At 62.0% G+C, this 26,056-nt stretch carries 25 protein-coding genes and 1 pseudogene; 10 read left to right on the forward strand and 16 right to left on the reverse strand.

All coding sequences use genetic code 11. The features are described from left to right. Positions 1–2: 2 nt before the first annotated feature. Positions 3–488, reverse strand: a complete 486-nt coding sequence (locus HX817_RS03485) for a GyrI-like domain-containing protein (RefSeq protein ID WP_134327203.1) — start codon at positions 486–488, stop codon at positions 3–5. Positions 489–684: 196 nt separating this feature from the next. Here HX817_RS03485 and alaC point away from each other — a divergent pair, with 196 nt between their 5' ends. Further along, entirely contained in the window at positions 685–1,902 is a 1,218-nt protein-coding gene (gene alaC / locus HX817_RS03490; protein ID WP_003213096.1) for an alanine transaminase, read from the forward strand. Positions 1,903–2,041: 139 nt separating this feature from the next. On the opposite strand, the gene HX817_RS03495 is transcribed toward alaC, so the two are convergent. Both HX817_RS03495 and HX817_RS03500 read right to left on the reverse strand, forming a co-directional pair. After that, a complete protein-coding gene (locus HX817_RS03495; RefSeq protein ID WP_008431626.1) occupies positions 2,042–3,397 on the reverse strand; it encodes a GntP family permease in 1,356 nt (451 codons plus the stop codon). Between the two features lie 84 nt (positions 3,398–3,481). Further along, entirely contained in the window at positions 3,482–4,015 is a 534-nt protein-coding gene (locus tag HX817_RS03500) for a gluconokinase (RefSeq protein ID WP_087693163.1), read from the reverse strand. A gap of 212 nt (positions 4,016–4,227) precedes the next feature. Between HX817_RS03500 and HX817_RS03505 the strand changes: the two genes are divergently transcribed. From HX817_RS03505 to HX817_RS03530, 6 genes are all read left to right on the forward strand, one after another. Further along, positions 4,228–5,259: a LacI family DNA-binding transcriptional regulator gene (locus HX817_RS03505; protein ID WP_167665540.1), complete on the forward strand. Its 1,032-nt coding sequence runs from the start codon at positions 4,228–4,230 to the stop codon at positions 5,257–5,259. Positions 5,260–5,600: 341 nt separating this feature from the next. Further along, positions 5,601–5,837, forward strand: coding sequence for a DUF6124 family protein (locus HX817_RS03510; RefSeq protein ID WP_134327205.1), 237 nt, complete (start codon positions 5,601–5,603; stop codon positions 5,835–5,837). 199 nt (positions 5,838–6,036) lie between these two features. Next, on the forward strand, positions 6,037–6,669 hold the full coding sequence (locus tag HX817_RS03515; RefSeq protein ID WP_177039800.1) for a glutathione S-transferase family protein: 633 nt from the start codon (positions 6,037–6,039) through the stop codon (positions 6,667–6,669). A 16-nt stretch (positions 6,670–6,685) separates the two neighbouring features. Further along, on the forward strand, positions 6,686–7,423 hold the full coding sequence (locus HX817_RS03520; protein WP_177039801.1) for an NAD(P)-dependent oxidoreductase: 738 nt from the start codon (positions 6,686–6,688) through the stop codon (positions 7,421–7,423). Positions 7,424–7,434: 11 nt separating this feature from the next. Next, a complete protein-coding gene (locus HX817_RS03525; RefSeq protein WP_177039802.1) occupies positions 7,435–8,844 on the forward strand; it encodes an MFS transporter in 1,410 nt (469 codons plus the stop codon). Between the two features lie 136 nt (positions 8,845–8,980). After that, entirely contained in the window at positions 8,981–9,490 is a 510-nt protein-coding gene (locus HX817_RS03530) for a hypothetical protein (RefSeq protein ID WP_003213081.1), read from the forward strand. Between the two features lie 137 nt (positions 9,491–9,627). On the opposite strand, the gene HX817_RS31550 is transcribed toward HX817_RS03530, so the two are convergent. From HX817_RS31550 to HX817_RS03540, 3 genes and pseudogenes are all read right to left on the reverse strand, one after another. Beyond that, positions 9,628–10,200, reverse strand: coding sequence for a methyl-accepting chemotaxis protein (locus tag HX817_RS31550; protein WP_371132976.1), 573 nt, complete (start codon positions 10,198–10,200; stop codon positions 9,628–9,630). Between the two features lie 18 nt (positions 10,201–10,218). Next, positions 10,219–10,947 (reverse strand): annotated as a pseudogene (locus HX817_RS31555) (PAS domain-containing protein); the annotation flags it as partial. A 167-nt stretch (positions 10,948–11,114) separates the two neighbouring features. Continuing rightward, positions 11,115–11,984 carry a LysR family transcriptional regulator gene (locus HX817_RS03540; RefSeq protein WP_177039803.1) on the reverse strand — a complete coding sequence of 290 codons (870 nt, stop codon included), beginning with the start codon at positions 11,982–11,984 and terminating at the stop codon, positions 11,115–11,117. A 98-nt stretch (positions 11,985–12,082) separates the two neighbouring features. Between HX817_RS03540 and gstA the strand changes: the two genes are divergently transcribed. Then, positions 12,083–12,685: a glutathione transferase GstA gene (gstA, locus tag HX817_RS03545; protein ID WP_008431610.1), complete on the forward strand. Its 603-nt coding sequence runs from the start codon at positions 12,083–12,085 to the stop codon at positions 12,683–12,685. A gap of 106 nt (positions 12,686–12,791) precedes the next feature. On the opposite strand, the gene HX817_RS03550 is transcribed toward gstA, so the two are convergent. The 9 genes from HX817_RS03550 to HX817_RS03590 form a co-directional block, all read right to left on the reverse strand. Continuing rightward, on the reverse strand, positions 12,792–14,186 hold the full coding sequence (locus HX817_RS03550) for an aromatic amino acid lyase (RefSeq protein ID WP_177039804.1): 1,395 nt from the start codon (positions 14,184–14,186) through the stop codon (positions 12,792–12,794). Beyond that, complete coding sequence (locus HX817_RS03555) at positions 14,183–15,187, reverse strand: ornithine cyclodeaminase family protein (protein ID WP_003213072.1); 1,005 nt, start codon at positions 15,185–15,187, stop codon at positions 14,183–14,185. The genes HX817_RS03550 and HX817_RS03555 overlap by 4 nt, the downstream gene beginning before the upstream one ends. Before the next feature lie 170 nt (positions 15,188–15,357). Further along, positions 15,358–16,284: an aliphatic sulfonate ABC transporter substrate-binding protein gene (locus HX817_RS03560; protein ID WP_008431606.1), complete on the reverse strand. Its 927-nt coding sequence runs from the start codon at positions 16,282–16,284 to the stop codon at positions 15,358–15,360. Beyond that, positions 16,284–17,297: an ABC transporter substrate-binding protein gene (locus HX817_RS03565; RefSeq protein ID WP_177039805.1), complete on the reverse strand. Its 1,014-nt coding sequence runs from the start codon at positions 17,295–17,297 to the stop codon at positions 16,284–16,286. The genes HX817_RS03560 and HX817_RS03565 overlap by 1 nt, the downstream gene beginning before the upstream one ends. A 146-nt stretch (positions 17,298–17,443) precedes the next feature. Then, positions 17,444–20,083: a TonB-dependent receptor gene (locus tag HX817_RS03570; protein WP_102369756.1), complete on the reverse strand. Its 2,640-nt coding sequence runs from the start codon at positions 20,081–20,083 to the stop codon at positions 17,444–17,446. 253 nt (positions 20,084–20,336) lie between these two features. Next, positions 20,337–21,272: a FecR domain-containing protein gene (locus HX817_RS03575; protein ID WP_177039806.1), complete on the reverse strand. Its 936-nt coding sequence runs from the start codon at positions 21,270–21,272 to the stop codon at positions 20,337–20,339. Next, positions 21,269–21,778, reverse strand: a complete 510-nt coding sequence (locus tag HX817_RS03580) for a sigma-70 family RNA polymerase sigma factor (protein ID WP_003213062.1) — start codon at positions 21,776–21,778, stop codon at positions 21,269–21,271. The genes HX817_RS03575 and HX817_RS03580 overlap by 4 nt, the downstream gene beginning before the upstream one ends. Before the next feature lie 218 nt (positions 21,779–21,996). Then, on the reverse strand, positions 21,997–22,776 hold the full coding sequence (locus HX817_RS03585; RefSeq protein ID WP_008431597.1) for a phosphate/phosphite/phosphonate ABC transporter substrate-binding protein: 780 nt from the start codon (positions 22,774–22,776) through the stop codon (positions 21,997–21,999). A gap of 9 nt (positions 22,777–22,785) precedes the next feature. Further along, complete coding sequence (locus HX817_RS03590) at positions 22,786–23,727, reverse strand: fatty acid desaturase (RefSeq protein ID WP_008431594.1); 942 nt, start codon at positions 23,725–23,727, stop codon at positions 22,786–22,788. 334 nt (positions 23,728–24,061) lie between these two features. On the opposite strand from HX817_RS03590, the gene HX817_RS03595 reads away from it, so the two are divergent. Both HX817_RS03595 and HX817_RS03600 read left to right on the forward strand, forming a co-directional pair. Beyond that, positions 24,062–24,499, forward strand: coding sequence for a GNAT family N-acetyltransferase (locus HX817_RS03595; RefSeq protein ID WP_087693187.1), 438 nt, complete (start codon positions 24,062–24,064; stop codon positions 24,497–24,499). Positions 24,500–24,559: 60 nt separating this feature from the next. Continuing rightward, entirely contained in the window at positions 24,560–25,378 is an 819-nt protein-coding gene (locus HX817_RS03600; protein ID WP_177039807.1) for a class I SAM-dependent methyltransferase, read from the forward strand. A 136-nt stretch (positions 25,379–25,514) separates the two neighbouring features. Here HX817_RS03600 and def read toward each other — a convergent pair whose 3' ends face one another. After that, the gene (def, locus tag HX817_RS03605) at positions 25,515–26,054 is read right to left on the reverse strand and encodes a peptide deformylase (RefSeq protein WP_003213049.1); all 540 of its coding nucleotides are present in this window, start codon (positions 26,052–26,054) and stop codon (positions 25,515–25,517) included. Positions 26,055–26,056: the final 2 nt, after the last annotated feature.

The raw sequence follows: 26,056 nt of genomic DNA on the forward strand, positions 1-26,056 counted from the left end.
GGTCAGGCGGATTCGGCGTTGATCGGGATCCAGATTTCCACGGACCCCGTGCCTTTACCCACATCGAAATCGGCGCTGTAGCGCTCAAAATCAGCCCCGACCACCTTGTACCCGGAGGCCGGCAGCCATTCGAACATGATGCGTTCATAGGTCTGCGCCAGCGCCTGCACCGGGCCAAAATGCGGGAACACGGCATAGCGATGGGCCGGGATTTCAATCGACTGGAAGTTGCTCGGTACATCGCCCTTGGCCGGGACTTCAACGCCGGCCAGGTAGTCAAATTCATCGTGTTTGGCGTTGTAGCACACGCCATAGGTCACGCCGCCGACGCGTTTTTTGATCTCTGTGAAGCAGCTGTCGAACAGCTCCCACAACTTGGGAATATCGCCAATCGTGGCCTTTGAATAACGCCCTTGCACACCCGCGATCACCAGGGCCTTGCCCTCTTCCATGCGCGGCTGTAACGGCAGTTTTGTCTGTTGATCCATCTGAACAGTCTCCTTCTTATGAGGGAACAAACCCGCGTCGAGTATAGGGGCATATCCCCGTCGCACTCCAAACAGAAATTTTTCCTGCAGCATCTGGACAATTGGCCATCATCGACCGTATTGTCTGCCCCGCAGGCCACCGCAGTGGCCGACGTCGCTCGGACGGTTCCGGGCGCTTACGTATTTCGAGGCAACAATGGCCGAACCCCGTTCGCCGCGCCGCTTTGCGCGCATAGATCGACTCCCCCCTTACGTGTTCAATATCACTGCCGAGCTGAAGATGGCTGCGCGTCGGCGCGGCGAAGACATCATCGACTTGAGCATGGGTAACCCGGACGGCGCCACGCCACCGCACATCGTGGAAAAAATGGTCACCGTCGCCCAACGCGAAGACACCCACGGTTACTCCACTTCCAAAGGCATTCCGCGGCTGCGCCGGGCGATTTCGCGCTGGTACAAAGACCGCTACGAAGTGGACATCGACCCGGAAACAGAAGCCATCGTGACCATCGGTTCCAAGGAAGGCCTGGCGCACTTGATGCTGGCCACCCTGGACCAGGGCGACACGGTGCTGGTGCCCAACCCCAGCTACCCGATTCACATCTACGGTGCCGTGATTGCCGGCGCCCAGGTGCGTTCGGTGCCGCTGATTCCGGGGGTGGACTTCTTCGCTGAACTGGAACGTGCGATTCGTGGCTCGATCCCCAAGCCGAAGATGATGATCCTCGGCTTCCCGTCCAACCCCACCGCGCAGTGCGTGGAGCTGGACTTCTTCGAACGGGTGATCGCCCTGGCCAAGCAGTACGACGTGCTGGTGGTGCATGATTTGGCCTACGCCGACATCGTCTACGACGGCTGGAAAGCTCCGTCGATCATGCAAGTGCCGGGCGCCAAGGACATCGCGGTGGAGTTTTTCACCCTGTCCAAGAGCTACAACATGGCCGGCTGGCGCATTGGTTTCATGGTGGGCAACCCGGAACTGGTCAACGCCCTGGCGCGGATCAAGAGTTACCACGACTACGGCACCTTCACCCCGCTGCAAGTGGCGGCGATTGCGGCGCTGGAAGGCGATCAGCAGTGCGTGAAAGACATTGCCGAGCAGTACCGTCAACGCCGTAACGTGCTGGTGAAAGGCCTGCATGAGCTGGGCTGGATGGTCGAGAACCCGAAGGCGTCGATGTACGTCTGGGCGAAGATTCCCGAGGCGTACGCCGCAATGGGTTCGCTGGAGTTTGCCAAGAAGCTGCTGCTTGAGGCGAAGGTGTGTGTGTCGCCGGGGATTGGCTTTGGTGAGTATGGCGACGACCACGTGCGCTTTGCACTGATCGAAAACCAGGACCGGATTCGCCAGGCGGTGCGGGGCATCCGGGCGATGTTCCGGGCGGATGGGCTGGTCAAGAAAGCTGACGCCTGACCCGATCCAACGGCAGGAACCCAATCAATGTGGGAGCGGGCTTGCTCGCGAAGGCGGTGGTTCAGTCAACTCATATGTCGACTGATTCACCGCCTTCGCGAGCAAGCCCGCTCCCACATTTTGTTTTGCGGTGTGCCTGTTAGACCACCAGCGACAGCAACATGATAAAGCCCAACGCCACCACCGACAGGATGGTCTCCATCGCCGTCCAGGTCTTGAACGTCTCGGCCACGGTCATATTGAAGTACTGCTTCACCAGCCAGAACCCCGCATCGTTGACGTGAGACAGCACCAGCGAGCCCGCCCCCGTCGCCAATACCAGCAACTCGCGGTTCACCCCCGGAATCATCCCCACCACCGGCACTACAATGCCGGCACCGGTAATGGTCGCCACCGTCGCAGAACCGGTAGCCACACGAATCACCGCCGCCACCAGCCAGGCCAGCAGGATCGGGTTGATCTGCGCGGTCACCGCCATATGGCCGATCACATCACCTACGCCGCTGGTCACCAGCATCTGCTTGAAACCACCACCGGCACCGATGATCAGGATGATCGCTGCCGTCGGCGCCAGGCTGGCGTCGAGCAGCTTGAGGATTTGCTTGGAGCCGATGCCCTGGCGATGACCAAAGGTGTACAACGACAGCAGCAAAGCCAGCAGCAAGGCGGTGATCGGGTGACCGATCATGTCCATCCAGTTGCGGATCACATGGCCGTCCGGCAGGGCGACGTCGGCGAAGGTTTTCAGCAGCATCAGGAACACCGGCAACAGCACGGTGATCAGGGTGATGCTGAAGCTCGGCAGGGTCTTGGATTCCGGTTGCTCACTGGCCAGTTGGTCTACCAGTTCCTGGGACGGGTTGCCCGGAATGTACTTGGCGATAAACGAACCGTAGAGCGGGCCGGCGATGATCGCCGTAGGCAGCGCGACGATCAGGCCGTAGAGAATGGTCTTGCCGATGTCGGCACCGAACACGCCGATCGCCAGCAGAGGGCCCGGGTGCGGTGGCACCAGGCCGTGCACCGCCGACAGGCCCGCCAGCAGCGGGATGCCGATCTTGATCAGCGACACACCGGTACGGCGCGCAACGATAAACACCAGCGGGATCAGCAACACAAAACCGATCTCGAAGAACAGCGGAATGCCCACCAGGAACGCGGCGAACATCATTGCCCACTGCACCTTCTCCTTGCCGAAGGCCCGCACCAGGGTTTGCGCGATCTGATCGGCACCGCCGGAATCGGCCATCATCTTGCCGAGCATCGTACCCAGCGCGAGGATAATCCCGACAAAGCCGAGCACCCCGCCGAAGCCGTCCTGGAAGGCCTTGATGATCTTGTCCACGGGCATGCCCGAGGTCAGGCCGAGAAAGCCTGCGGCGATGATCAGCGCAATGAACGGGTGGACTTTGAACCGGGTGATCAACACGATCAGGCCGATGATGGTCACCACTGCATCGAGCAGCAGATAGGTATCGTGGGACAAGCCAAACATGGGGGTCTCTCCTGTTTGTTGTTGTTATTAAAGCCGGTAAAAAATTCAGTGCAGGCGGACAGCGCTATCTTGTCCGGCAAAAAATTATTTGTTTGGTTCAAAGCCGTGTTCGAGCCACCAGGCATTGGTTTGCTCGGCCAGTTCTTCAACGCTGTCTTCACTGGCGTTCAGCGCCAGGGTCAACGGCTCGCCCACCGGCGATTCAAGGGTGGCGAACTGGCTGTCTATGAGGCTGGCCGGCATGAAATGGCCGGGGCGATGGGATACACGGTCGGCGGCGACTTCGCGGGTCAGCTCCAGAAACACAAACCCCAGGCCCGGCGCGGCTTCGCGCAGGTGGTCGCGGTATTTCTTCTTCAGGGCCGAACAGGTGAGCACCGGATGCTCGCCGGCCTTGAGCGAGCGGCGCAGCTCATCGCACAGGATGTCGAGCCAGCCGGCGCGGTCTTCGTCGTTAAGGGGATGGCCGGCGCTCATCTTCTCGATGTTCGCGGCGGGGTGAAAGCTGTCGCCTTCGATGGCGGTGGCGCCGTTCAGCAGGCACAGGGCCTCGCTGACGCTGGACTTGCCACAGCCGGAAACACCCATGATCACGAGGGCAGTAACAGGTTGACTCATGAAACACCTCAAGACGCAGATAGCGCTACCTTTGCACGCTGTAAGGCTAGTGCAAAAACAGGCTTTTCCCGCGCCGTCTTGTCATTTTTATGGAGTGACGCGTGCATCTGCTCCAAAGGTTTGCACGGGAACAGGCATCCCGACGTTCAAGAATTTGCAGGGTCTTGGAGACAGCGCTACCTTAGTGCCTCGATTTTTGTTTGGCAAGCCGCCTGATGACTCCCAAGAACGATAAAAATACCCGCACCACGGGCCGCCCTACCCTCAATGAAGTGGCCCGCCTGGCTGGCGTCAGCCCGATTACCGCCTCCCGGGCCTTGCGTGGCATCAGCACCGTGGCCACCGAACTGGTGGAAAAAGTGCAAAAAGCCGCCGCCGAACTGAGCTACGTGGTCAACCCGGCCGCCCGTGCCCTGGCATCTGCCCAGAGCCAGTCGGTGGTGGTGTTGGTGCCGTCGCTGTCCAACCTGCTGTTTATCGAAACCCTGGAAGCCATCCACCAGGTGCTGCGGCCCAAGGGCTTTGAAGTGCTGATCGGCAACACCCACTATTCCCGTGACGAAGAAGAAGACCTGCTGCGCAACTACATGGCCTACCAGCCACGGGGGTTGCTGCTGACCGGGTTTGACCGTACGGAAAGCGCCCGGCGCATGGTGGAATCGAGCAATGTGCCGTGTGTGTACATGATGGACCTGGACCCGGGCGCCGGACTGAACTGCGTAGGATTTTCGCAATTGAACGCCGGGGAAACAGCGGCGGCGCATTTGATCTCACGGGGGCGCAAGCGGTTGGCCTACATTGGCGCGCAATTGGACCAGCGGACTTTGCTGCGCGGCGAAGGCTTTCGCCGGGCGTTGCAGCAGGCGGGGTTGTACGACCCGGCACTCGAAGTGCTGACGCCAAGGCCATCGTCGCTGGGCCTGGGTGGTGAATTGTTCCTGCAGTTGCTGGCCAGCCATCCGGATGTGGACGCGATCTTCTTTGGCAACGACGACCTGGCTCAAGGTGCGCTGCTGGAAGCGCTGCGCCATGGCATCAAGGTGCCGGAGCAGATCTCGGTGCTGGGCTTCAACGACCTGCCCTCCTCCTCGTTCATGGTGCCGCGACTGAGCAGCATCAGTACGCCGCGTGAAGCCATTGGCCGGCGCGCGGCAGAGCATTTGCTGACGGTGATGGCCGGCAACAAGATCGCCCGGCCGGTGGTGGACATGGGGTTTGAGTTGAAGGTGCGCGAGAGTACCTAGGCGGTAGCTGTAGGAAGTGGCTGGTGTTGCTGGCAGCGCCTTGCTCCGTTACCTACAGGTACGTCAGAATCCGCCGGCTTGTGCGCCTGGGTAGGGCTCTCTAAGGTTGCCCGGTCGCTGAATTTCTCAGTGATCGGGTTTAGTAGCCTGGACAGTCATACAGAATGAGCATGAGCTTCATCTATCAGACTTACGTGTCTGTGCTTGATGGTGGCTGTGCGCAGGGCGCCCTTGTGGCGCGCCGGATTTTTGTGTGACTTTGCCGGTCTACTAACCTGCGTGCAGCCGCCACCCTTTCGTTTAGTAGCGATCAGGTGATGGCCCAGATAGAGGTCACGCTTATGTTCAAAGTTACTCCCAATCCTCCTTCCTTATTCACCGTCAGCCCCGACGCCAGCAGCGAAAGCCTGATCGCCAACAGCTACGAGACGTTTTCCTCGGTCAGCACATTATTGCTCGACCTGTCTGATGAACTCACCGGCAAAGACCGCGACACCGCATTGGCGATTCACCAGTTGAGTGAGTTGGGCGTATTGCTGATGGGCAAGCTGATGGACCTGGAATCACCACTGATCTAACAGACCGCACGCGGTCAAACTGTGGGAGCGGGCTTGCTCGCGAATGCGGTGTGTCAGCCGAGCTTTCCATCACTGATACACCGCATTCGCGAGCAAGCCCGCTCCCACATTTTTGATCCTGCCCACTTAACAACCTCGCCGTGCCTTCTGGCCCCTGCTAAATTGCCCCCTGCCTTCTCACCCTCGTCAGGAAAGCACCATGGGCCATTCGCTGAAAATCCTCGGTCGCACTTCTTCCATCAACGTGCGAAAAGTCCTGTGGACCTGCCAGGAACTGGATATCCCCTACGACCGCGAAGACTGGGGCATCGGCTTCGCCTCCACCCAGTCCCCCGAATTCCTGGCCCTGAACCCCAACGCCCAAGTCCCGGTGATCATCGACGACAACGGCGTGCTGTGGGAATCCAATACCATCTGCCGCTACCTCGTGGGCCTGCACCAACGCCACGACCTGTTGCCCACCGAGCCGGTCGCCCGTGCGAGGGTCGAGCAATGGATGGACTGGCAAGCCACCGAACTCAACCCGTCGTGGGGCTACGCCTTCCACGCTCTGGTACGCAAGAACCCGGACTACCAGGACCCGCAACGCATCAAAGCCGGGGTAAAAAGCTGGAACGACAAGATGGGCCTGCTTGAAGAGCAACTGATCAAAACGGGCGCCTACGTCGCCGGTAACGACTTCACACTCGCCGACATCCTCATCGGCCTGTCGGTGCACCGCTGGTGGATGACGCCCATGGAGCATCCGTCCTACCCGGCGGTCAGCGCCTACTACGAAACCCTCAGCCAACGCCCCGGCTTCAAAACCTTCGCCCTCAACGGCCACAACTAAAAACAAGGACTACCCAATGAACGGACTCAACGTACTACTCACCGGCGCCTGCGGCCGCATCGGCAAGACGTTTTTCCAAGCGTCGAAAGACCGCTACCGCTTCACCCTCACCGACCGCATCGAGCCGGATTTCGCCCTCGGCGAGCACCGTTTCATCCACGCCGACCTGAGCGACAAAACCGCCCTCGCCGCCCTGCTCGACCGGATTGACGTGATCGTGCACCTGTCGGGCATCCCCCACGCCAGCGCGACCTTCGACGAGTTGTTGCCCAACAATATCCTGGCCACCACCTACCTGTTCGAAGCCGCCGTGGCCGCAGGTGTGAAGCGCCTGGTGTTCGCCAGCAGCGCCCAGACCATCGAAGGCTACCCGGTAGACCGGCAGATCACGCCGGGCATGCCTGTATTGCCCGCCAACCTGTACGGCGTGAGCAAATGCTACGGCGAAGCCCTGTGCGGTTTTTACGCGGCCAAAACCCCGCTCTCCACCATCGCCCTGCGCATCGGTGCGTTTGAATTCCCCGAAACCCACGACCTGAACAACGCCCGCGACCTCAGCGCCTGGCTCAGCCCCCGCGACGCCGTGCAACTGCTGCAACGCTCGGTGGAAACCATCGGGGTGAAACACCTGATCGCCCATGGCATTTCCAATAACCGTTTCAAACGCCTGGACCTCAGCGAAACAACCCGTGTGCTGGGTTACCAACCGGTGGATGATGCGTTCCAGGAATTCGAGATCCCGATCACTTACTGAGTCTTCTGCCCATGTCTCCACCCTCTCTTGCAGACGGTATCGACCCGATCCGCGCCGCGCACATCAGCGCGCGCATTGATCGGTTGCCCGCCGTCGCCACTGTCTGGCGCCTGGTGGCGCTGCTGTCGATTGGCGGCTTTTTCGAGCTGTATGACTTGTTCCAGACTGCCTATATCAGCCCCGGTCTGATCAGTGACGGAATTTTCCACACCGGCAGCCAGGGCGTATTCGGCTTCTCCGACCAGGCGGCCTTTGCCTCGGCGACCTTTCTCGGCCTGTTCCTCGGCGCCAGCCTGCTCAGCCCGATTGCCGACCGCTACGGGCGCCGGGCGATCTTCACCTTTGCGTTGATCTGGTACACCGTCGCCACCGTGTTGATGGGTATCCAGACCTCCGCCCTGGGCATCATCTGCATGCGTTTCCTGGTGGGCATCGGCCTGGGCATCGAACTGGTGACCATCGACGCCTACCTCTCGGAACTGGTGCCCAAGCGCATGCGCAGCTCGGCGTTTGCCTTTGCGTTTTTCATCCAGTTCCTGTCGGTGCCGGCGGTGGCGTTGATGTCGTGGTGGCTGGTACCCCAGGCACCGTTCGGGATTTCCGGCTGGCGCTGGGTAGTGGTAAGCAGTGCGGTATTTGCGCTGTTTATCTGGCAACTGCGCAAGCGCCTGCCGGAATCGCCGCGCTGGCTCGCACAAAAAGGCCGTTTCGGCGAAGCCGGGCAGATCATGGACAGCCTCGAAGCGCGCTGCCGGAAAGACCACGGCAAGCCACTCGATGAGCCGGAACCGCAAGCCGTCAGCGTGCAGGGCCAAGGGCGCTTCGCCGATATCTGGCAACCGCCGTACCGGCGCCGGGCGTTGATGCTGATTGTGTTTCATGTGTTCCAGGCCATCGGCTTTTTCGGCTTCGGCAACTGGCTGCCGGCGCTGCTCTCGGGCCAGGGCGTGAGCGTCACTCACAGCCTGGGCTATGCCTTCATCATCACCCTCGCCTACCCGTTGGGGCCGCTGCTGTTTGTGAAGGTGGCGAACCGGTTTGAGAACAAATGGCAGATTGTCGGCTCGGCGCTCGGCGCGGTGATCTTCGGCAGTTTGTTCGCGCTGCAAACCACCGCCGTGGGCCTGGTGATCTGCGGGGTGATGATCACCTTCTGCAACGCCTGGCTGAGTTTCAGTTATCACTCCTACCAGAGCGAACTGTTCCCCACCAACATCCGCGCCCGGGCGGTGGGTTTCTGCTATTCGTTCAGCCGGTTGTCGACGGTGTTCAGCAGCCTGTTGATCGGTGTGATCCTCGAACACCTCGGCACGCCCGGCGTGTTGGCGTTTATCGCCAGCAGCATGTTGATCGTGATGATCACCATCAGTTGGTTCGGCCCGCGCACCCGCAACCTGGCGCTGGAGAACATTGCCCACTAGCGGCAAACAATGGCCGTCGGCACGCCAACGCTTGCCGACGGTAGCGGCCCAAAGCCCCCGTAAACACGGGGCCATACCACTGGGCACGCTAATTGCTCCACCTGTGGCACCGCCCACATCCACAGGTGTCCTGATCATGCTGATCAACAACAACCCCCAGGCTCAGTCGACGATCCAACGCATCAAGCGCGCAGACATGGACCCGGCCAACGCCGCGGCCAGCGCGCTGTACAGCGGTGCTGCGCAAAACGTGCAACAGGGCACTACCACTGTATCGACCACACAGGCAGCGGCCGACGCCACTGCCGACAACATCAATGCCGCCTTCGCCAAGACCCGTGTGCAGTTGCAAGCCACCACCGCAACCGCCTCGACCACCGATACGGCCAAGACTGACTCCACCACGTCGGCCCGCAGTGACTTCACCGACTACATGAAAAAAAGCCCGGCCGAGCGCATCCGCGAGCAACTGCTCAAGGAACAGGGTTTGACCGAGGATGATGTGAAGAACATGCCTCAGGACAAGCAGGATGCTATTTCCAAGGAAGTTGCAGAACGCCTGAAGGAGCAGCAGGCGCAGCAGGTAGCGGCGAAGACGGCTGACCCGCAGGCGCAGACGGTGAAAGAAACCCTGGCTGCGATCTAAGCCACACCACAAACCAAATGTGGGAGCGGGCTTGCTCGCGAATGCGGTGTGTCAGTCAATCCATGTGCTGACTGACACACCGCATTCGCGAGCAAGCCCGCTCCCACACAAGCTCATTCCACATTTGATCTGCGGTGTTACTGCAATTGCAGTGTCGAGTTGAACTGACTGATCGCATCCACCACATGCCGTGACCCTTCCTGAATCTCCAGGATCACCTGCCCCGCCTCATTCGCCAGCTCCACCCCAAGCCCCGTGCGGCTCAGGCTCGACTGCATGCTCGACACCGCGCTGATCGACAGGTCGTGGTTCTTGCGCACCACATCCACAATCTCGATCGTCGCCTGGCTGGTTCGCGCCGCAAGGCTGCGCACCTCATCCGCCACCACCGCAAACCCGCGCCCATGCTCGCCCGCCCGGGCCGCTTCGATCGCCGCATTCAGCGCCAGCAGGTTGGTCTGGTCGGCGATGCCGCGGATGGTCTGGACGATGGTGCCGATGATGTCCGACTGCTTGCTCACTGCGTCGATGCTCACGGCCGCTTCGTTAAGGTCACGGGAAATTTCTTCGATGATCTGCACGGTCTGCTGCACCACTTCCGAGCCCTTGCGGGCGCAGGCGTCGTTTTGCACCGAGGTGGCGTGAGCCGAGTCGGCAGCCGTGCGCAAGGTGGTGACCTGGTCGGTGATGTCGCTGGCGAACTTCACCACTTTGTACAGGCGCCCGTTGGCATCGAAGATCGGGTTGTAGGAGGCTTCCAGGAACAGCGTTTGGCCGAATTTGTCTTTGCGCTCAAACCGGTGGGAGTGATATTCGCCGCGATTGAGCGAGGCCCAGAATGCCTTGTAGGCCGGCGAATCGGTCTCACCGCGATGACAAAACAGACTGTGGTGCTGGCCGACGATTTCACTGAGGGAATACTTCACCGTCTTCAGGAAGTTGTCGTTGGCATTCAGGATCTGGCCTTGCGGGGTGAATTCAATGACCGCCATGGAGCGGCCGATGGCGTCGATCAGGCTCTGGTTTTCATGCTCGCGGTGAATCCGCGCCGAGATGTCCGAGGCCACCTTGATCACGCTTTGCACCTGGTTGTCGGCACCGATTACCGGCATGTAACTGGCCTCCAGCCACACTTCCTGACCATGCTTGTTCAACCGCATGAAGGTGCCACTGAGGGGCTCGCCCCGCGCCAGGTCGCGCCAGAGCTTGGCGTAGGCGTCGGTGTGGGTGTAGGCCTCTTCGCAGAAAATCCGGTGATGCTTGCCGCGAATTTCTTCGGCGCGGTAGCCCATGGTCTTGCAGAAATTTTCATTGGCATCCAGCACGATGCCGTCGCGATCAAACTCGATCATTGCCATGGAACGGCTGATGGCGGCCAATTTGGCTTTGGCTTCGGTAAGGGCGCAGGAGAAACGTTCGATTTCCAGCAGGTCGGATTTGTGTTGGCGGTTGAACATGTCAGATCACCCTTTATTTTCCCGACGCCCACGCGGGCGCATTCCATTCACGGTTTGAATCTTGATCGAAGACCTTTATGGGGAAACCTATCCGAAACGCTTTATATGCCGAGCGTCATCAACGGTTCTGGGTGAGCATAGACAGGCGTTGGCGCTATGCAAGGCCACTAGTCAGCCAGCATTTGCAACAAAGCATTAACCACTGCGGAAGGCGGTTGGTGGCGTGATGTCACCAACGCAAACTCGCGATGCACCGGCTCCGCCAGGGGCATGATGCGCAAGCCGTGGCGCTGGGCCGGCAGGGTCATCTCGGGCACCAGCGTCACTCCCACGCCTTCACGCACCAGGCTGAAAGCGCTGTTCCACTCGCGCACTTCCACCCGCACCTCGCGCAGCACCAGGCCGGCTTCCTGCGCCAGGCTGCGGGCGTTGACGGTGCAGCCGCCGGTGGCAAGCACGAACGGTTGCTCCACCAACTCTTCCAGCGTGACCGTTGCCTGCGCCGGGCGCCGGGAAAACCCGTGGGCCATCGGCAGCACCGCCACCCAGTTATCGCGCCCCAGCACGGCGGCACTGCGCTCGGACGGCGGGTTGAGCACCACGCCCAGGTCGATCAGATTCGCGTCGAGCAAGGTGTTCACTTCATCGTCGGTCACTTCCAGGGCCGTGACCTCGATGCCGGGGTAAAGCTGGTTGAACCGACGCAGCAGCGGCGGCAGGAACACCGCCAGCACCATGGGGAAACTCGCGATGCGAATCGTCCCACGCAGCATCGGCCGCGCTTCGTCCACGGTGGTGCGAATCGCCTGCAACGCTTCCAACATCACCCGCGCCTGCTCGATCACTTGCAGGCCCAGGGCGGTAGGCACGGTCTGACGCGCCTCACGCACAAACAACTGCGCACCGAGGTTGGCCTCCATGGCCGCCATCGCCTGGCTGGCGGCGGACTGAGTCATGCCCACTCGTTCGGAGGCGGCAGTGATGCTGCCGTTGTCCGCCACGGCCACCAGCAGGCGCCAGTGCATCAGGTTCATCATGGCAGTAGCTGTCCTTATGGCAGGATTCTGAAAGATTAATTTTACCCAAGGTGCCATGCCCACGAGACTGAAGGCAACTGTCCTGCGGAGTTGCCCCGATGAAGCTGTATTTTTCCCCGAATGCCTGTTCCCTCGCCTCCCATATCGCGCTGCGGGAATTGGCCCTGCCGTTTGAATTGATTCGCGTCGACAACCAGAAAAAGCTCACGGCTGACGGTGATGATTTCCTGCAGATCAATCCCAAGGGCTATGTAGCCGCACTGCAACTGGACAACGGCGAGGTACTGACCGAAGGCGCGGCCATCCTGCAATACCTGGCCGACCGGGTACCCGCAGCGGGCCTGGCGCCGGCCAATGGCAGCTGGGAGCGGGTGCGTTTGCAGGAGTGGCTGAACTTTGTCTCCAGCGAGATTCATGGCGGGCTGGGAGTGTTGTTCAAGGACGCGATTCCCGATGAGGTGAAGGCGCTGTTCAAGGCCACGCTGTTCAAGCGCTTTGCGATTCTGGTGCAGACCCTGGAGCGCCAGGATTACCTGCTGGGCGCGCAGTACTCGGTGGCGGATGCGTACCTGTTTGTGGTGCTGCGCTGGGCGGGGTTGTTTGATATCGACTTGCAGCAGTGGCCGGCGTTGGCGAAGTTTCAGCAGCGGGTCGGCGAGCGGCCGGCGGTGATTGCCGCCCTGGCCGCTGAAAATCCATGACCTGAAATGCGATCAATCTGTAGGAGCTGGCTTGCCTGCGATAGCGATGGTGAATCCAACACCGCTATCGCAGGCAAGCCAGCTCCCACATTGGGTCTTCATTGGTTTAGAGAATGGGTTTCAAGCCATCGTTTTCGATGAATGCACTTAACGCCAACACATCCACCGACCCCGAACGGTCCTGATCCAGGTGCGCCACCTGGCGGCGCACCGCCTGATGAATACGCCGGGTGCCCTGCCCCAGTTGAACCGTGCCGCGCAGGTCTACCGCCTGCGCCGCCACGATCAACTCAATGCTGCCCAGCCACACCACGCGCTGCACCAGTTGCCGGGTTTTCTCGACCACCGCCAGCGCCTGCCCCGCATAATCTTCCACGCGATCCGCCACCGGCACGCTCACCGCCGGGATCGGATTGGCCAAGTGCCCGATCTCCGCCACCAACGCCGAACCGGTGCGCTGCAAGGCGGCCATGCCCACGTGCCCGGGCTGGTTGATCAGAAAGCGCGGCAGTTCACTGGAGGCCGGCGACAGCAACTTGGCAATCCGCTCGGCGCTGCACACCGCCACGCGACTCAACGCCAGGCCCAAGCCTTCGGCCGCCAGCGCGAGATGGGTGCTGTCGAAATTGGCCGTGGCCAGCACCAACGCGTCTTCGCTGATCAACGCCGGATTGTCCGCACCGCTGGTCAGTTCCAGTTCGATCAACTCGCGTAACGCCTGCATTGCCTGTTGCGCCGCGCCTTGAACCACCGTGGCACAGCGAAAGCTCAGCGGGTCCTGTAGCCGACGCGGGTTGTCGGCCAATTCGCCGCCCGCCAGCAATTCCAGCAACGCCGCTGATTGCCCGCTTTGCCCCGGCGCCGGGCGCAACTGCGAAGCCCACGGCTGGAAAGGACTGAGGTTGGCCCGATAGCCTTCACACGACAACGCCAGCCCCGCCAACATCGCCTGCAATGCCTGTTCGGCCTCGGCCACCAGCAACGCGCCAAGGCCGATGCTCGCGGAGTTGGCCGACACCAGCGCCAGGCCATCCTTGCCCGTCAATGGCACGTTCAGCGCCAGACTCAAATGCGCCAACGGCGCCAGGTCGCTCTCACCCAGCGAGCCGAGCAACGGCACCGCGGGCTCCATGCCGCAGTTGAGTAACGCCAACAGCGCCTGCGCTGCACCCGGCGAAACACCCGAACGCCCCTGGGCCAACCCCGCCAAGCGGGCTGCGGTGATCGCGCGTAATTCCTCACGCGTGGCCAGGCGGCCAACGCCCACCGCACGCCCCAAAGGAATGTTTGCCTGTTCCGGCGCGACCTGCGTATCCACCGCCGCACCGAGGCCGGTGGTCACCCCGTAAATCGGCGTGCCTTCAGCCACCAGGCGCAGCAACAGTCGATGCCCTTCGTCGATACGTTGGCGCGCCGCATCGCTGAAGTCAGCCGGTGCGTCTTGGCGGGCAATCGACAGCAAATCCTCAATCGTCAAACCGGCGGGATCGAAGTGAATCATGCCCAGCGCAACCGCTGGCCGATCCCCAGGCGTCTGGATTTTTCCAGCAGTGCGTGGCCCAGGGCGATATCGCTGAGGCTCAAGCCACGGTGCCAGAACAGGATGGTTTCCTCGGGGGTTTCCCGGCCGGTCTTCAAGCCGGCGACGATCTGCCCCAACTCGGCATGCAAGGTCTCGGCGCTGAGTTTTCCGGCGTCGACGTGGGCGCGCAATGCGCCGAACATCCCGCCCTTGCACTGGCCCCAGTCGTCCACCACCAGCTTGTGCATGATGTCGGTCAACGACAGTTCCACCGCGCTCATGGTGCCGTAGGGCACGACGAAGGCACCGGGCTTGATCCACTCGGTGTGCAGCAACGGTTGCGGCTGATCCAGGCGTGAAGCTTCCACCACGATGTCGGCGCCGCGCACCGTGGACTCCCAGTCGTCGGTGACAATCACCGGCTTGCCGAGGTCGCGGCGCAGGCGTTCGGCGAAGGCTTCGCGGCTTTCACTGCGGCGCGAGTGCACGCGGATTTCGTCGAAGTCGAACAGGTGGTCCAGCAGCCGCACGTTCCAATACGCCGTGCCACGGGCACCGATGTGCGCGAGGATTTTGCTGTCGGGCCGGGCCAGGTATTTGGCACCGATGGCGGTGACGGCGCCGGTGCGCATGTCGGTAATCGCCGAGGCGTCGAGGATGGCCTTGGGGATGCCGGTGGCCGGGTCCAGCAGGTTGAGAATCGCCAGTTCCGAGGGCAGGCCCTTGCGGTAGTTATCGACAAAGTCGCCCACCACCTTGACCCCGGCGTAGCCGATTGCGCCGCCCAATACACCGCGCAGCACGTTGAAGTGGCCGTTGATTTCACCGCCGGGAATCAGGTGCATGCGCGGCTCGATCACCGCCTCGCTGCGGCCCTGGATCGCCAGGCTGGATTCGATGGCGTTGAGGATTTCGTCGTTGGTCAGGGCCAGTTCGTCGATGTCCAGGCCGTTGAGGAAGTCGATGTAGATCGGTTGCATGGTCTGCTCACTGATGGGTTGCGAAGGTCGATGCTGAAGATGCTTTTATGGGGTGAGGGAGATTGCTGTGGTGAGGAGCTTGCTGTGGTGAGGAGCCTGTCGTGGTGAGGAGCTCCCTCGCCACAGCAAGCTCCCTCCCTACAGCAAGCTCCCTCTCCACAGGGATCAAGTTATGGAGCCTTGAACACAACCTGCTGCACATCGACCTTTTTCGGGATCAGGCCGTTGGCAAAAAACGCGTCGGCCGTACGTTGCTGGTTGGCGATATCCACCGCTTCCAATGGCCGGCTCGGCGTCGGCGAGCGGTGCTGGAAGTAACTCTCCACCACCGCCGGCTGCAAGCCCAATGTCTTGGCCATCAGCGCGACGCTTTCGTCATGCTGGTCCAGCGACAACCGCTGCGCCTGGGCAAACACCTTGAGAATCGCCGCAATCGCCTGCGGGTGCTGCTTGGCAAACGGCCCGCTGGCGATGAAGAAACTGCCCGCCGGGTTCAGCCCCTGGCCATCCCCCAGCACCTTCGCCGAACCGTCCACCACGGCCGCCGAGTAGTACGGGTCCCACACCACCCAGGCGTCGACCTTGCCTTGTTCAAACGCGGCACGGCCGTCGGAGGGCGACAGGTACACCACGTTCACGTCCTTCCACTGCAAGCCGGCACGCAACAAACTTTTGAGGAACAGGTTGTGGGCGCTGGAACCCTTGAGCAACGCCACGCGCTTGCCCTTGAGTTCGGCCACGCTTTGCACGGTGCTGTCCTTGGGCAGCAGGATGGCTTCGGTGCGCCCGTCATTGGGCTCGACGCCGATGTAGCGAATGTCGATGCCGGCAGCCTGGGCGAAGATCGGCGGGATGTCGCCGATATTGCCGATGTCGATGCTGCCGCCATTTAGGGCTTCGATCAGCGGCGGGCCGCCGAGGAATTCGATCCACTCGACCTTGGTGCCCGGCAACCCTTGCTCGAACAGGTGGTGCTCACGGGCGAGCACCATGCTCACCGAGCTTTTCTGGTAGCCAACGCGCAGGGTGGCCGGTTCTGCCGCCAGCAGCGGCCCGGCGCACAGTGCCAGCAGTGTGGCTGCGATGAGCTTGCGCATCAGAGACTCTCCTTGACCTTGGCCGCGACGTCCGCCGGCACCCACTGCTGCCAGACCTGCGGCTGTTCTTTCAGGAACGCTTCGGCCACCTGGCGCGGCGCGGTACGTTTCTCGGCCATTTGCGCGAGGATGCCGTTGAGCAGGTCAATCGGCAGGTCGACTTTTTCAAAGAACGTCACCAGTTGCGGGTACTGCGCCTTGAACGGCGCCGACACGCCAATCGCCAGGTGCGCTGGCATCGAACGAGTACCGATGGGGTGCGGGTTGTTGGCGTCGGCCAGGGTCTTCCAGGCTTCGGCGTTGAACGGTGGTTCTTCCAGTTTGATCAACTTGAAGCGCCCCAGCAGTGGCGTCGGCGACCAGTAGTAGAACAGCACCGGCTTGCCGCGACGGATCGAGGATGCAACCTCGGCATCCAGCGCCGCGCCGGAGCCGGTGCGGAAGTTGACGTAGCTGTCGGTCAGGCCATAGGCCTTGAGTTTCTGGCTGTTGACGATCTCCGAGGTCCAGCCGGTGGGGCTGTTGAGGAAGCGCCCACGGGTCGGGTCTTCGGGGTCGCGGAACACGTCTTTGTAGCGGGCCAGGTCGGCGACGGATTTAAGCTCCGGGGCCAGGGGTTTGATGCCCCGTTCGGCGTCGCCCTTGATCACGTATTCCGGCACCCACCAGCCTTCGGTAGCGCCTTTGACGGTGTCGCCCAGGCCGAACACCTTGCCTTCGCTTTCGGCCTTGACCCACGCCGGACTGCGCCCGGCCCACTCTTCGCCGATCACCTGGATATCGTCCTTGGCCAGGGCGGCCTCCAGGCTCACGGTGCTGCCGGGCAAGGTGTCGGTGGGCAGGCTATAGCCTTTCTCGACGATCAGGCGCAGCACTTCGGTGATCAGGCTGCCGCTTTCCCAGGTGATGTCACCGAAGTGGATCGGTTTGGCAGGTTCGGCGGCCGTGGCTGATTGTGCCAGGACGGTGAGTGCCAATAGCGAGCCACCGAGCAGGTTCTTGATTGTTTTCATGTGTTACCTCGTGGTGATTCCATGAAGAGTGCTCTTGTGGCGAGGGAGCTTGCTCCCGCTGGACTGCGCAGCAGGCCCAAAGTGCTTGGGGCCGCTACGCGCCCCAGCGGGAGCAAGCTCCCTCGCCACAGGTTTTGCATCAGGGTTTAAAAGTCATAACTGAGCCGCGTGTAGTAAAACGCCCCTTCCGGCGCCGTCGGCGACAGGTAGCTGTATTGCTGGCCCGGGGTCTGGCGCAAACGGGTGTTGTAGTCGTCAGGCTTGCTGTCGAACAGGTTGTTGACGCCCACCGACACCCGCAGTTGTTTGGTGAAGGCGTAGTTCACGTCCAGGTCGGTGGTCCATTGCGCACTGAAGGTCTGGTCGTACTGGGCGTTGGCTTCGCTGGAGGCATATTTGCGGTACTTGCCGTAACGGGTTTCGTTGAGGGCAATGGTCCATTGGTTGAGCTTGTGGACCGCGCCAAACACCAGCTTGTCTTCCGGGTAACCGTGCTCCAGGAAGCCACGGGATTCACGGGTCAGCACTTCGAAGCCGTTGGGGTTTTCGTGGACCTTTTCGATAGTGGTGCGGGCCTTGGTGTAGCCCGCCGACAGGTTCAGGTTGCCGAACTGCTCAAGGTCCAGGTTGTACTTGCCCACGATGTCGACGCCGCGGGTGCGGGTGTCGGCGGCGTTGGTCATGAACTGCGCCCAGGAGTACTGGCCGTAGCCGGCGTCCTTGAGGATCTGCTCGGCCAGCGGCCCGGAAATACCACCGCTGAACAGCAGGCGGTCACGAATCGAGATCTGGTAGGCGTCGATGGTCAGCGAGGCCTGGTCGGTTGGGCGCAGCACCAGGCCCAGGGAGAAGTTGGTGGACTTCTCGGGCTTCAGCGGCTGCGCACCGAGGGCACGGGCGGCCGGGTTGTCGGCCGGCAGCATGCGGGTCAGCACCGGGTTGCCGTTGGCGTCGAGGTTGGTGGTGGTGGTCCAGGAGGTACCGATCTGGCCCAGGCTGGGCGCGTGGTAGGCATTGTTGACCGTGGCCCGCAGGCCGACTTTCGGGGTGAAGTCATAGCGCGCCGAGAGTTTGCCGGTGGTGGCTGAACCGAAGTCCGAGTAGTGCTCGGTACGCCCGGCAATGCCCACCTGGAGCTTGTCGGTGACCTGGTTTTCCAGGCCGAAATACACGCCGCCCACATCACGCTTGAAGGTGCCGGCGTCGTCCGGGGTCAGGCCCGAAGCCTGCACCGCGCCAACCTGCACGCCGTCGATGCCACCGTAGGAATAGGAATCGTAGTCGCCGGCCTCCAGCCGGTATTGCTCATGCCGGTAGGCGACGCCCGCCGACACGGTGAGTGGATGGCTCGACCAGTCGACGTTCAGATCCTTGGCGTAATCCAGGGTGATGTTGGTCTGGTCGTTGACCAGGGTGGCGACGTTGAACTTGGTCGGGCTGTTGATCCCGTAGCTCGGGTTGACGGTGTTGAAAGCCAGTTCGTCGTGCTCGTCGCGGCCATAGGTGGCGCTCAAATCGAAGCGGCCGATGCTCTCGTCTTCATAGCGGGTGCCGACGGTGACGGCGCCGTCTTCATAGCGATAGCGGTATTTCGGGATGGTGCCGTTGGGGTAGATCCCGGCCACGTTGTTCGGGCTGCTGGCCAGCAGCGGCGGCGTGTTGTTCACCGAGGTGTCCTGGCCGAAGGTGGCGAAACTGTAGAGGCGCCATTGGTCGTTCAAGCCGATTTCGGCGTTGGCCGCCAGGTTGTATTTGTCGCGCCCGGCACCGCCCCAGCGCGGGTCTTGTACCTGGCCATCGGCGACGTATTTGTCGCCGATGTCATCGGGTTTGTTGTTCAGGGTGTTGAAGCTCAGGGTCAGGAAACCATCCCCCGGCAAGCCGATGCCGTACCAGCCATCGGTGGTTTTGCTGAAGCCGTCGCCCTGGGCGTATTTGCCCAGTTGGGTGTTGATGCCGCCACCGCTGTCGCGCTCCTTGAGCACGATGTTGACCACCCCCGCCACCGCGTCCGAACCGTATTGCGCCGAGGCACCGTCGCGCAGCACTTCGACGTGGTCGATGGCGCTGATGGGGATCATGTCGAGGTCCACCGGCTGCGCGCCAATGAACGGCACGCCACCGGAAATGTTCACCACCGCCGAGGTGTGCCGGCGCTTGCCGTTGATCAGCACCAGGGTCTGGTCCGGGGACAAGCCGCGCAGGGAGGCGCCTTTCGGGTCCTGGCCGCGGGTGGCGCTGTTGTTCTGCGGAAAGTTGAACGAGGGCAGCAGTTGGAACAGCGCCTGGTTGAGGCTGGTGGCGCCGGTTTGCTTGAGTTCTTCGGCGTTGATCACATCCACCGGGGCGCTGCTGGTGAGGGCCGTGGCGTCACTGCGACGGGTACCGATGGCGACCACACGGTCGAGGGTCGGCGCCTGGGCTTCGGCGGTTTGCGCCTTGATGCTGTTGCTGGCAGGCGCGACTTTGGCGCCTTCCTTGATGATGAATGCACCGTCCGGGCTGACCTGGACTTGCAGGCCGGTGCCCTTGAGCGCGGCGTCTACCGCCTGTTGCGCCGACAGCGAACCGTCGACCCGCGCCGAGGAATAATTGCCCAGTTGCGGCGTGAAGGAAATCACCTGGCCGCTCTGGCGGCTGATGTTCAGCAGCACTTCGTCCAGCGGGCCGGGCGCGATGTGATAGACCTGGCGCGCCTCTTCGGCGCTGGCAGCGAAAGACAGGAACAGACTGGCCAACGGCACCAGGGCAAAGGTTCGAAGCGGTGTACGGTTGAATGGGCTCACGTTGGCTCCCCCCAAGGAAACTCCTGAGCGCTGCTCCCCGCAGCGCTTACGGGAGTGATGTGGGATGGCCGGGGGAAAACTTGCAGATCGTTTGGTTATGTCGATAGAACCGACATTCGGAAACGACGCGGTCAACTGTGGGAGCTGTCGAGCTTTAGCGAGGCTGCGATGGTATCGCTGCGGTACATCTGAGAGGCCGAGGTGCTCGCATCGCAGGCAAGCCAGCTCCCACATTGACCGAGGTGAACCGTTTTCAGGCGGCACTGACGGTCACCCACAACCCGGTCCGGCGGGTGATGTGGATCGGCAGGGTGCGTGCCAGGGTGTCGAGGATCTGGTCGGGATTGTCGAGGCGGTACAGGCCGCTGACCCGCAACCCTGCCACCGCCGGATCGAGGCGCAGCACACCGTTGTGATACGGGCGCAGTGCGTCGATCACTTCCACCAGCGGGCGGTCGCGCACTTGCAGGAAACCGTCGATCCACGCCGTCGCCCCCGAGGAACTGGCCAGCACCGGGCCGAAGCCGAAGCGGTCGTAAGTCACCTCGTGCCCGGCCTCCAGTTGCAGGCGTTCGCCGTTCTGGCCGTCGATCTCCAGGGCGCCGTTGAGCGCCACCACATGGCCCTGCCCTTCGCGCTCGCGCAGCAACAGGCGATTGCCCAAGGCATGCAGTCGAGCTTGATCGGTCTGGATGAAAAACGGTCGGTTGCTGTCCCTGGCAATCTTCACCAGCAACTCGCCATCGCGCAGGCGCACCACGCGGTGTTGTGGGTCGAACTGGATGTCGGCGGCACTGCGGGCGTTGAGCAGTAACTCGCTGCCATCCGCCAGCGCTACAGTGCGCCGTTCGCCGGTGCCGGTGCGGATATCGGCGGTCAAATCCTCCACCACCGGCCGGGCCAGCCAACCGGCGCCCAGCATCAGGCCAGCGCCCACCAGGGCGCCGCGCAATACGGTGCGGCGGCTGGATGGCGCGTCCAGTGCCTGCTGCAATACCTTGCCGCTGACGCCTTGGGCCTGCGGAATTTGAAACACACCGAGGCGGGTTTCCAGTTGTTGGCACAAGGCTTCGTGACGCGGGTCTGCGGCGCGCCACTGATGGTAACGCTGCCAGTCGGCGGCACTCGCCTCGCCGGAGCGCAGCAACACCACCCAGCGAGTGGCGCTGTCGATCAGTTCGTCGCTCATTCCAGGCACAGCCGCAGGCAGCGGTTGACGGCACGGGTCATGTAGTCGCTGACCGAGCGTTGGGAAATGCCCAGCTCGGCCGCGATTTCCGGGTAGGTCAGGCCATTGAGTTGCGACAGCAGAAAGGTCGCCTTGACCTTGGCCGGCAAGCCGTCGAGCAACTGGTCGATGGCCTGCAGGGCTTCGAGCATCTGCGCCAAATCCTCAGGGGATGGCGCGGGCGAGGTTTCGTCCTGGTCGAGGGCGTCGAGGTAGGCGCGCTCCAGGTCACGGCGACGCCACAGCTGGTACATCAGGCGTTGGGCAATGGTGGTGAGCAAGGCGCGTGGCTGGCGGATCGGCGCCACGCCCGGGGAACTCAACAGTTGGACGAAGGTGTCGGCGGCGATGTCTTCGGCGTGGGCACGGGAATCGAGATGGCGGTGCAGACGGCCGCACAGCCAGTCGTAATGACTGCGGAACAATCCGCCCACGTAATCGCTGTGAGAAGTGTCGGCGCCGGACATAGTGGCTCCATCTGAGTAGGTTGCGCGTTATGTCCGGTGTTCCGGTGGAGCGATCCTAGCAAGGCTGCTTATTCTTTAATAATATTTAAAAGGTATTTTTATATAACCGATCGGTCACACGCTCTGCGTGGGAATGCCGCCTTGGACGCTCTGCGTCTGCTTTGAAATGGTGACGCAGAGCGTCACAGGATGCGTTCCCACGCGGAGCGTGGGAACGATCATTGGAGGCGTGGATAACCCAAGGCTTCAGCCTGCTGCCGGTAATCCAACAGCACCTGGTAATCCGCTTCGGTGGCGGGCAGCACTTCGTGTACGCCGAGGGTTTGCACCACTTCGGGCAGATCCTGCAAGGCCAGGTTCATGACCTCCCGCAGGTGTTCACTTGAGCCCGGCGCGCTGATGTAAGGCAGCGTCGGGCTGGGCGCGCTGCGGGTGACGATCCTCAGCCCGGCCACTTCCTCTGGCGCAAAACGGGCGAGGTAGTCGTAGGTCACGCTGTCGATGGCGGCAAGGTCGGCGCGGTTTTCCCGCAGCCAGCGCAGGCTTTCGCGATGGGCGCCGCTGATGCCGACTTCGGCAAAGAACCGACCGCCCTGCTGCAGCGGCGCCAGGCGTTCGCGCAGCAGGTTCATGCCGCTGTTGGAGTCATGGCCGTTGATCACGCCGCGGCTGTCTTGGAAGTCGGCCAAGGCAACGCGGGGATTGTCGTCGCGGGTCAGCAGCAGGCTGCAATGCTGGCCGCCGCTGCTGTGGGGCAGTTCGTAGCGCGGGCGGCCAATCACCTGGACTTGCCCGCGCAGCTCGGTCATCAGCGGGTAGCCGCAGGTTTGCGTCAGCAGCAATTGCGGGGCACGCCACAGGCTGCGCAGGTCGAGATGATCAGCCTTGCGGCGGGTCGCGCCCAGGCGCTCAAGGATGCGCGAAAGCCAGCGCTCATTGGCCTGTTGCACCTGCTGCGGCGCCACGTACATCAGCAGTTCGGCGTAGCGGTCACTCATGGTCGTCTCTCAAGCAAAGGGGTGCCGTGGGCTGTCGATGGCCTTGAGCCCGTGACGGCCGATCAACTGGCCGTAACCCTGCACCAGGAACCCGCCGCTGCGCGCCACCCATTGTTCGCGGCGCGCGCGGTACACGGTGGGCAGCAAATACCACGGCAGCTTCGGCAAGTCGTGATGCACCAGGTGCAGGTTGTTGTTGAGGAACAGCCAGGTCCACGGCCAGGCGGCTTCGTTAAGCACCGTGCGCTGTTCCGGTTGTGGGTGCGGGCGATGCTCATAGTAGGAACGGATCGCCGCCACCGACAAGGCCGGCACGCTGACCAGCGCCACGTAGTGCCACACCGGCAGCACGCTGTAGTGGGCGATGAAGGTCAACATCAGCACGGTCACGGTGCCATGGCTCAGCCACATCAGCCACGCCTGGCGCTGGCCTTTGCGCAGGCGTCTGACCTCGTTGCGCGCCAGCTTCCACAGCGCCAGCGGCGAACCCAACAGGAAGCGCCCCAGGACGGTCTTGGTCAGCCAATGCAAGGTGCGCTCGAACAGCGAACTGTCGTCCCACTGCCGCTGATTCAGGTAGCGGCTTTCCGGGTCGACACCGGGCACCGTCAGGTCTTCGTCGTTGTGGTGCACCAGGTGGCAGTTGCGGTACAGGGTGTAGGGGTACCAGACGGCAAACGGTGCGTAGCCGAGGAGTTTGTTCAAAGCAGTGAAGCGCGTGGGATGGCCGTGCAGCAGTTCGTGTTGCAGGGACATCCACAGCGTCACGAGCGGGATCAACAGTGCGGTACTCAGCCACAGGCCAAGCCAGTGGCTGGCGAGGATCACGGCAAACCAGCCGGCATAGACGCCGATCAACAGCAGCCAGGTCGGCCACTCGGTGCGGGCGGTAAAGGTCTGGGCCAGGGCTTCGATTTCCCGGCGCTGGGTTTCATCAAGGTAGTTGGACATCGGCAGCTCAGGGCAGGCGTGGCCGACGAAAAAGTCGGCTTCATCCTGCTCTGTGCAATGGGGCGGGAAAATCTTGCAGATCGTTTGGTACTTAGCTTAGAACTTAATGACCGAACAGGTTGCTGTCGGTTTTCTTGGCCTTTTTCTCGGCGCGTTTTTCATCGGCGGTCTTTGCCGGTTTCTTCTTGTCAGCTTTCTTGGAATTCAGACCTTTGGCCATGATGCGTGCTCCACTTACAGGGGATGTAACACTGGGTATAACACCGATTGCCCAACAGAAGGCGCTTTGCCCGACTTATAATCTGCACCCCCTGGATTCGCGTGTTTGAAAACCATGCCCGAGTTGCACATTGACCGACTGGCAGAGCCGTTGTGGCCGCTGCTGAACAAGTTCTATCGCAGCCATAACTCACCGATGAAGGCCCTCAAGGGTGGCCAGTTGTGGGTGGCCAGGGGCAGCGAGATTGTCGCGGGCCTGTGCCTGACGCCGGTGGTGGGTGGGCAGTGGTTGACCGGGCTGTTTGTCGACCCGGCGCTGCGTGGCCAGGGGCTGGCGGCGCAATTGATCCGCGCCTCGGTCGCAAGCGTTGAAGGCACGGTGTGGCTGCTGTGCCATCCGGACCTGGAAGGCTTTTATCAACGCCAGGGTTTTACCCAGGACACGTTGCTGCCGCAGTCCTTGTCGGAGCGCCTGGTGCGCTACAAACGCAACAAGCCGATGATCGCCATGGGCTTAGAACCGTTGGTGAGGTCGACCTTCAATAAAGTGTGATCAGCCGTTGTGGGCCCCATGCTAGCCTCGGCGGCACCAGCGGCCCATTACAGGATGATCATGAAAGCGACCCTTGCAGCCTTATCCCTTGCAGCTCTCCTCGCCCCGGCGTTGAGCCAGGCAGCCGAAGCGCCGGTTTCCGCCGAGCAGTATGCAACCGTGCTCGCCGGCAGTTGGCGCGTGTCGGCCAACAGCGCGCGTGATGGGTATCGTCACCCGCAGCAGACCCTGGAGTTCTTTGGCCTGCGGGCCGACCAGACCCTGATCGAAATCACCCCCGGTGGTGGCTGGTACAGCGAGCTGCTGGCGCCGCTGCTCAAGGATAACGGCCACTACATCGCCGCCGTGCAGGCGCCGAACAGCAGTGCCTACGCGCGTACATCAGAAGAAAACCTGAAAAAGAAATTCGCCGCAGACCCGGTGCATTATTCCAAGGCCGGCTTCGCCGAGTTCGACCCCAAGGCTCCGGTGCTGGGCAAGCCTGGCTCGGCCGACACCGTGCTGACCTTTCGCAACGTGCATAACTGGGTGATGGCGGATACGGCGCCGGCGATGTTCGAGGCGTTCTTCAAGGTGTTGAAACCGGGCGGCGTGCTGGGGGTGGTGGATCACCGGGCCAAGGACGGGGCGTCGCTGGAAGACATCAAGCACAGCGGTTACCTGACCACCGCGTATGTGGTGAAACTGGCGACGGATGCGGGGTTCAAGCTTGAGGGGCAGAGCGAGGTGAATGCCAACCCGAAAGATACCAAGGACTACCCGGATGGGGTCTGGACCTTGCCGCCGGCGTTGACGTTGGGGGAAAAGGACAAGGCCAAGTATGTGGCGATTGGTGAGTCGGACCGGATGACGTTGCGGTTTGTGAAGCCCGCAAAATAAGCTGAATGCACGCAGAACAAATGTGGGAGCGGGCTTGCTCGCGAATGCGGTGGATCAGTCTATATCTTCGGTGACTGGCACTCCGCTTTCGCGAGCAAGCCCGCTCCCACCGTTTGAGGTGTGTTTTGCCTGAGGGTTATTCGTCTGCCGTCGGATCCATATCCGGGAACATCACTTCGATAAACCCGAACTTGCTGAAATCGGTAATCCGCGATGGGTACAGCCGGCCGATCAGGTGATCGCACTCGTGCTGTACCACCCGCGCGTGAAAGCCTTCGGCAATCCGCACAATCGGCTCGCCCTTGGGGTCAAACCCTTCGTAGCGAATCTGCTGGTAACGGTCCACTGCCCCACGCAAACCAGGCACCGACAGGCACCCTTCATAACCTTCTTCCAGCACCGGGCTAAGGGGCGTGATCAGCGGGTTGATCAGGATGGTCTGGGGCACGGCGGGCGCGTCCGGGTAGCGTTCGCTGCTCTCGAAACCGAAGATCACCAGTTGCAGGTCCACTCCAATCTGCGGTGCGGCCAGGCCGACGCCGCCGACGTGTTCCATGGTCTGGAACATGTCATCAATCAACTGCCACAGCTCGGGGCTGTCGAACATTTCCGGCGGAACCGGCGGGGCAATACGCAGCAGGCGCTCATCGCCCATTTTCAGGATTTCACGGATCATCG

Source organism: Pseudomonas sp. C6002, from assembly GCF_013385805.1.
Lineage (GTDB): Bacteria > Pseudomonadota > Gammaproteobacteria > Pseudomonadales > Pseudomonadaceae > Aquipseudomonas.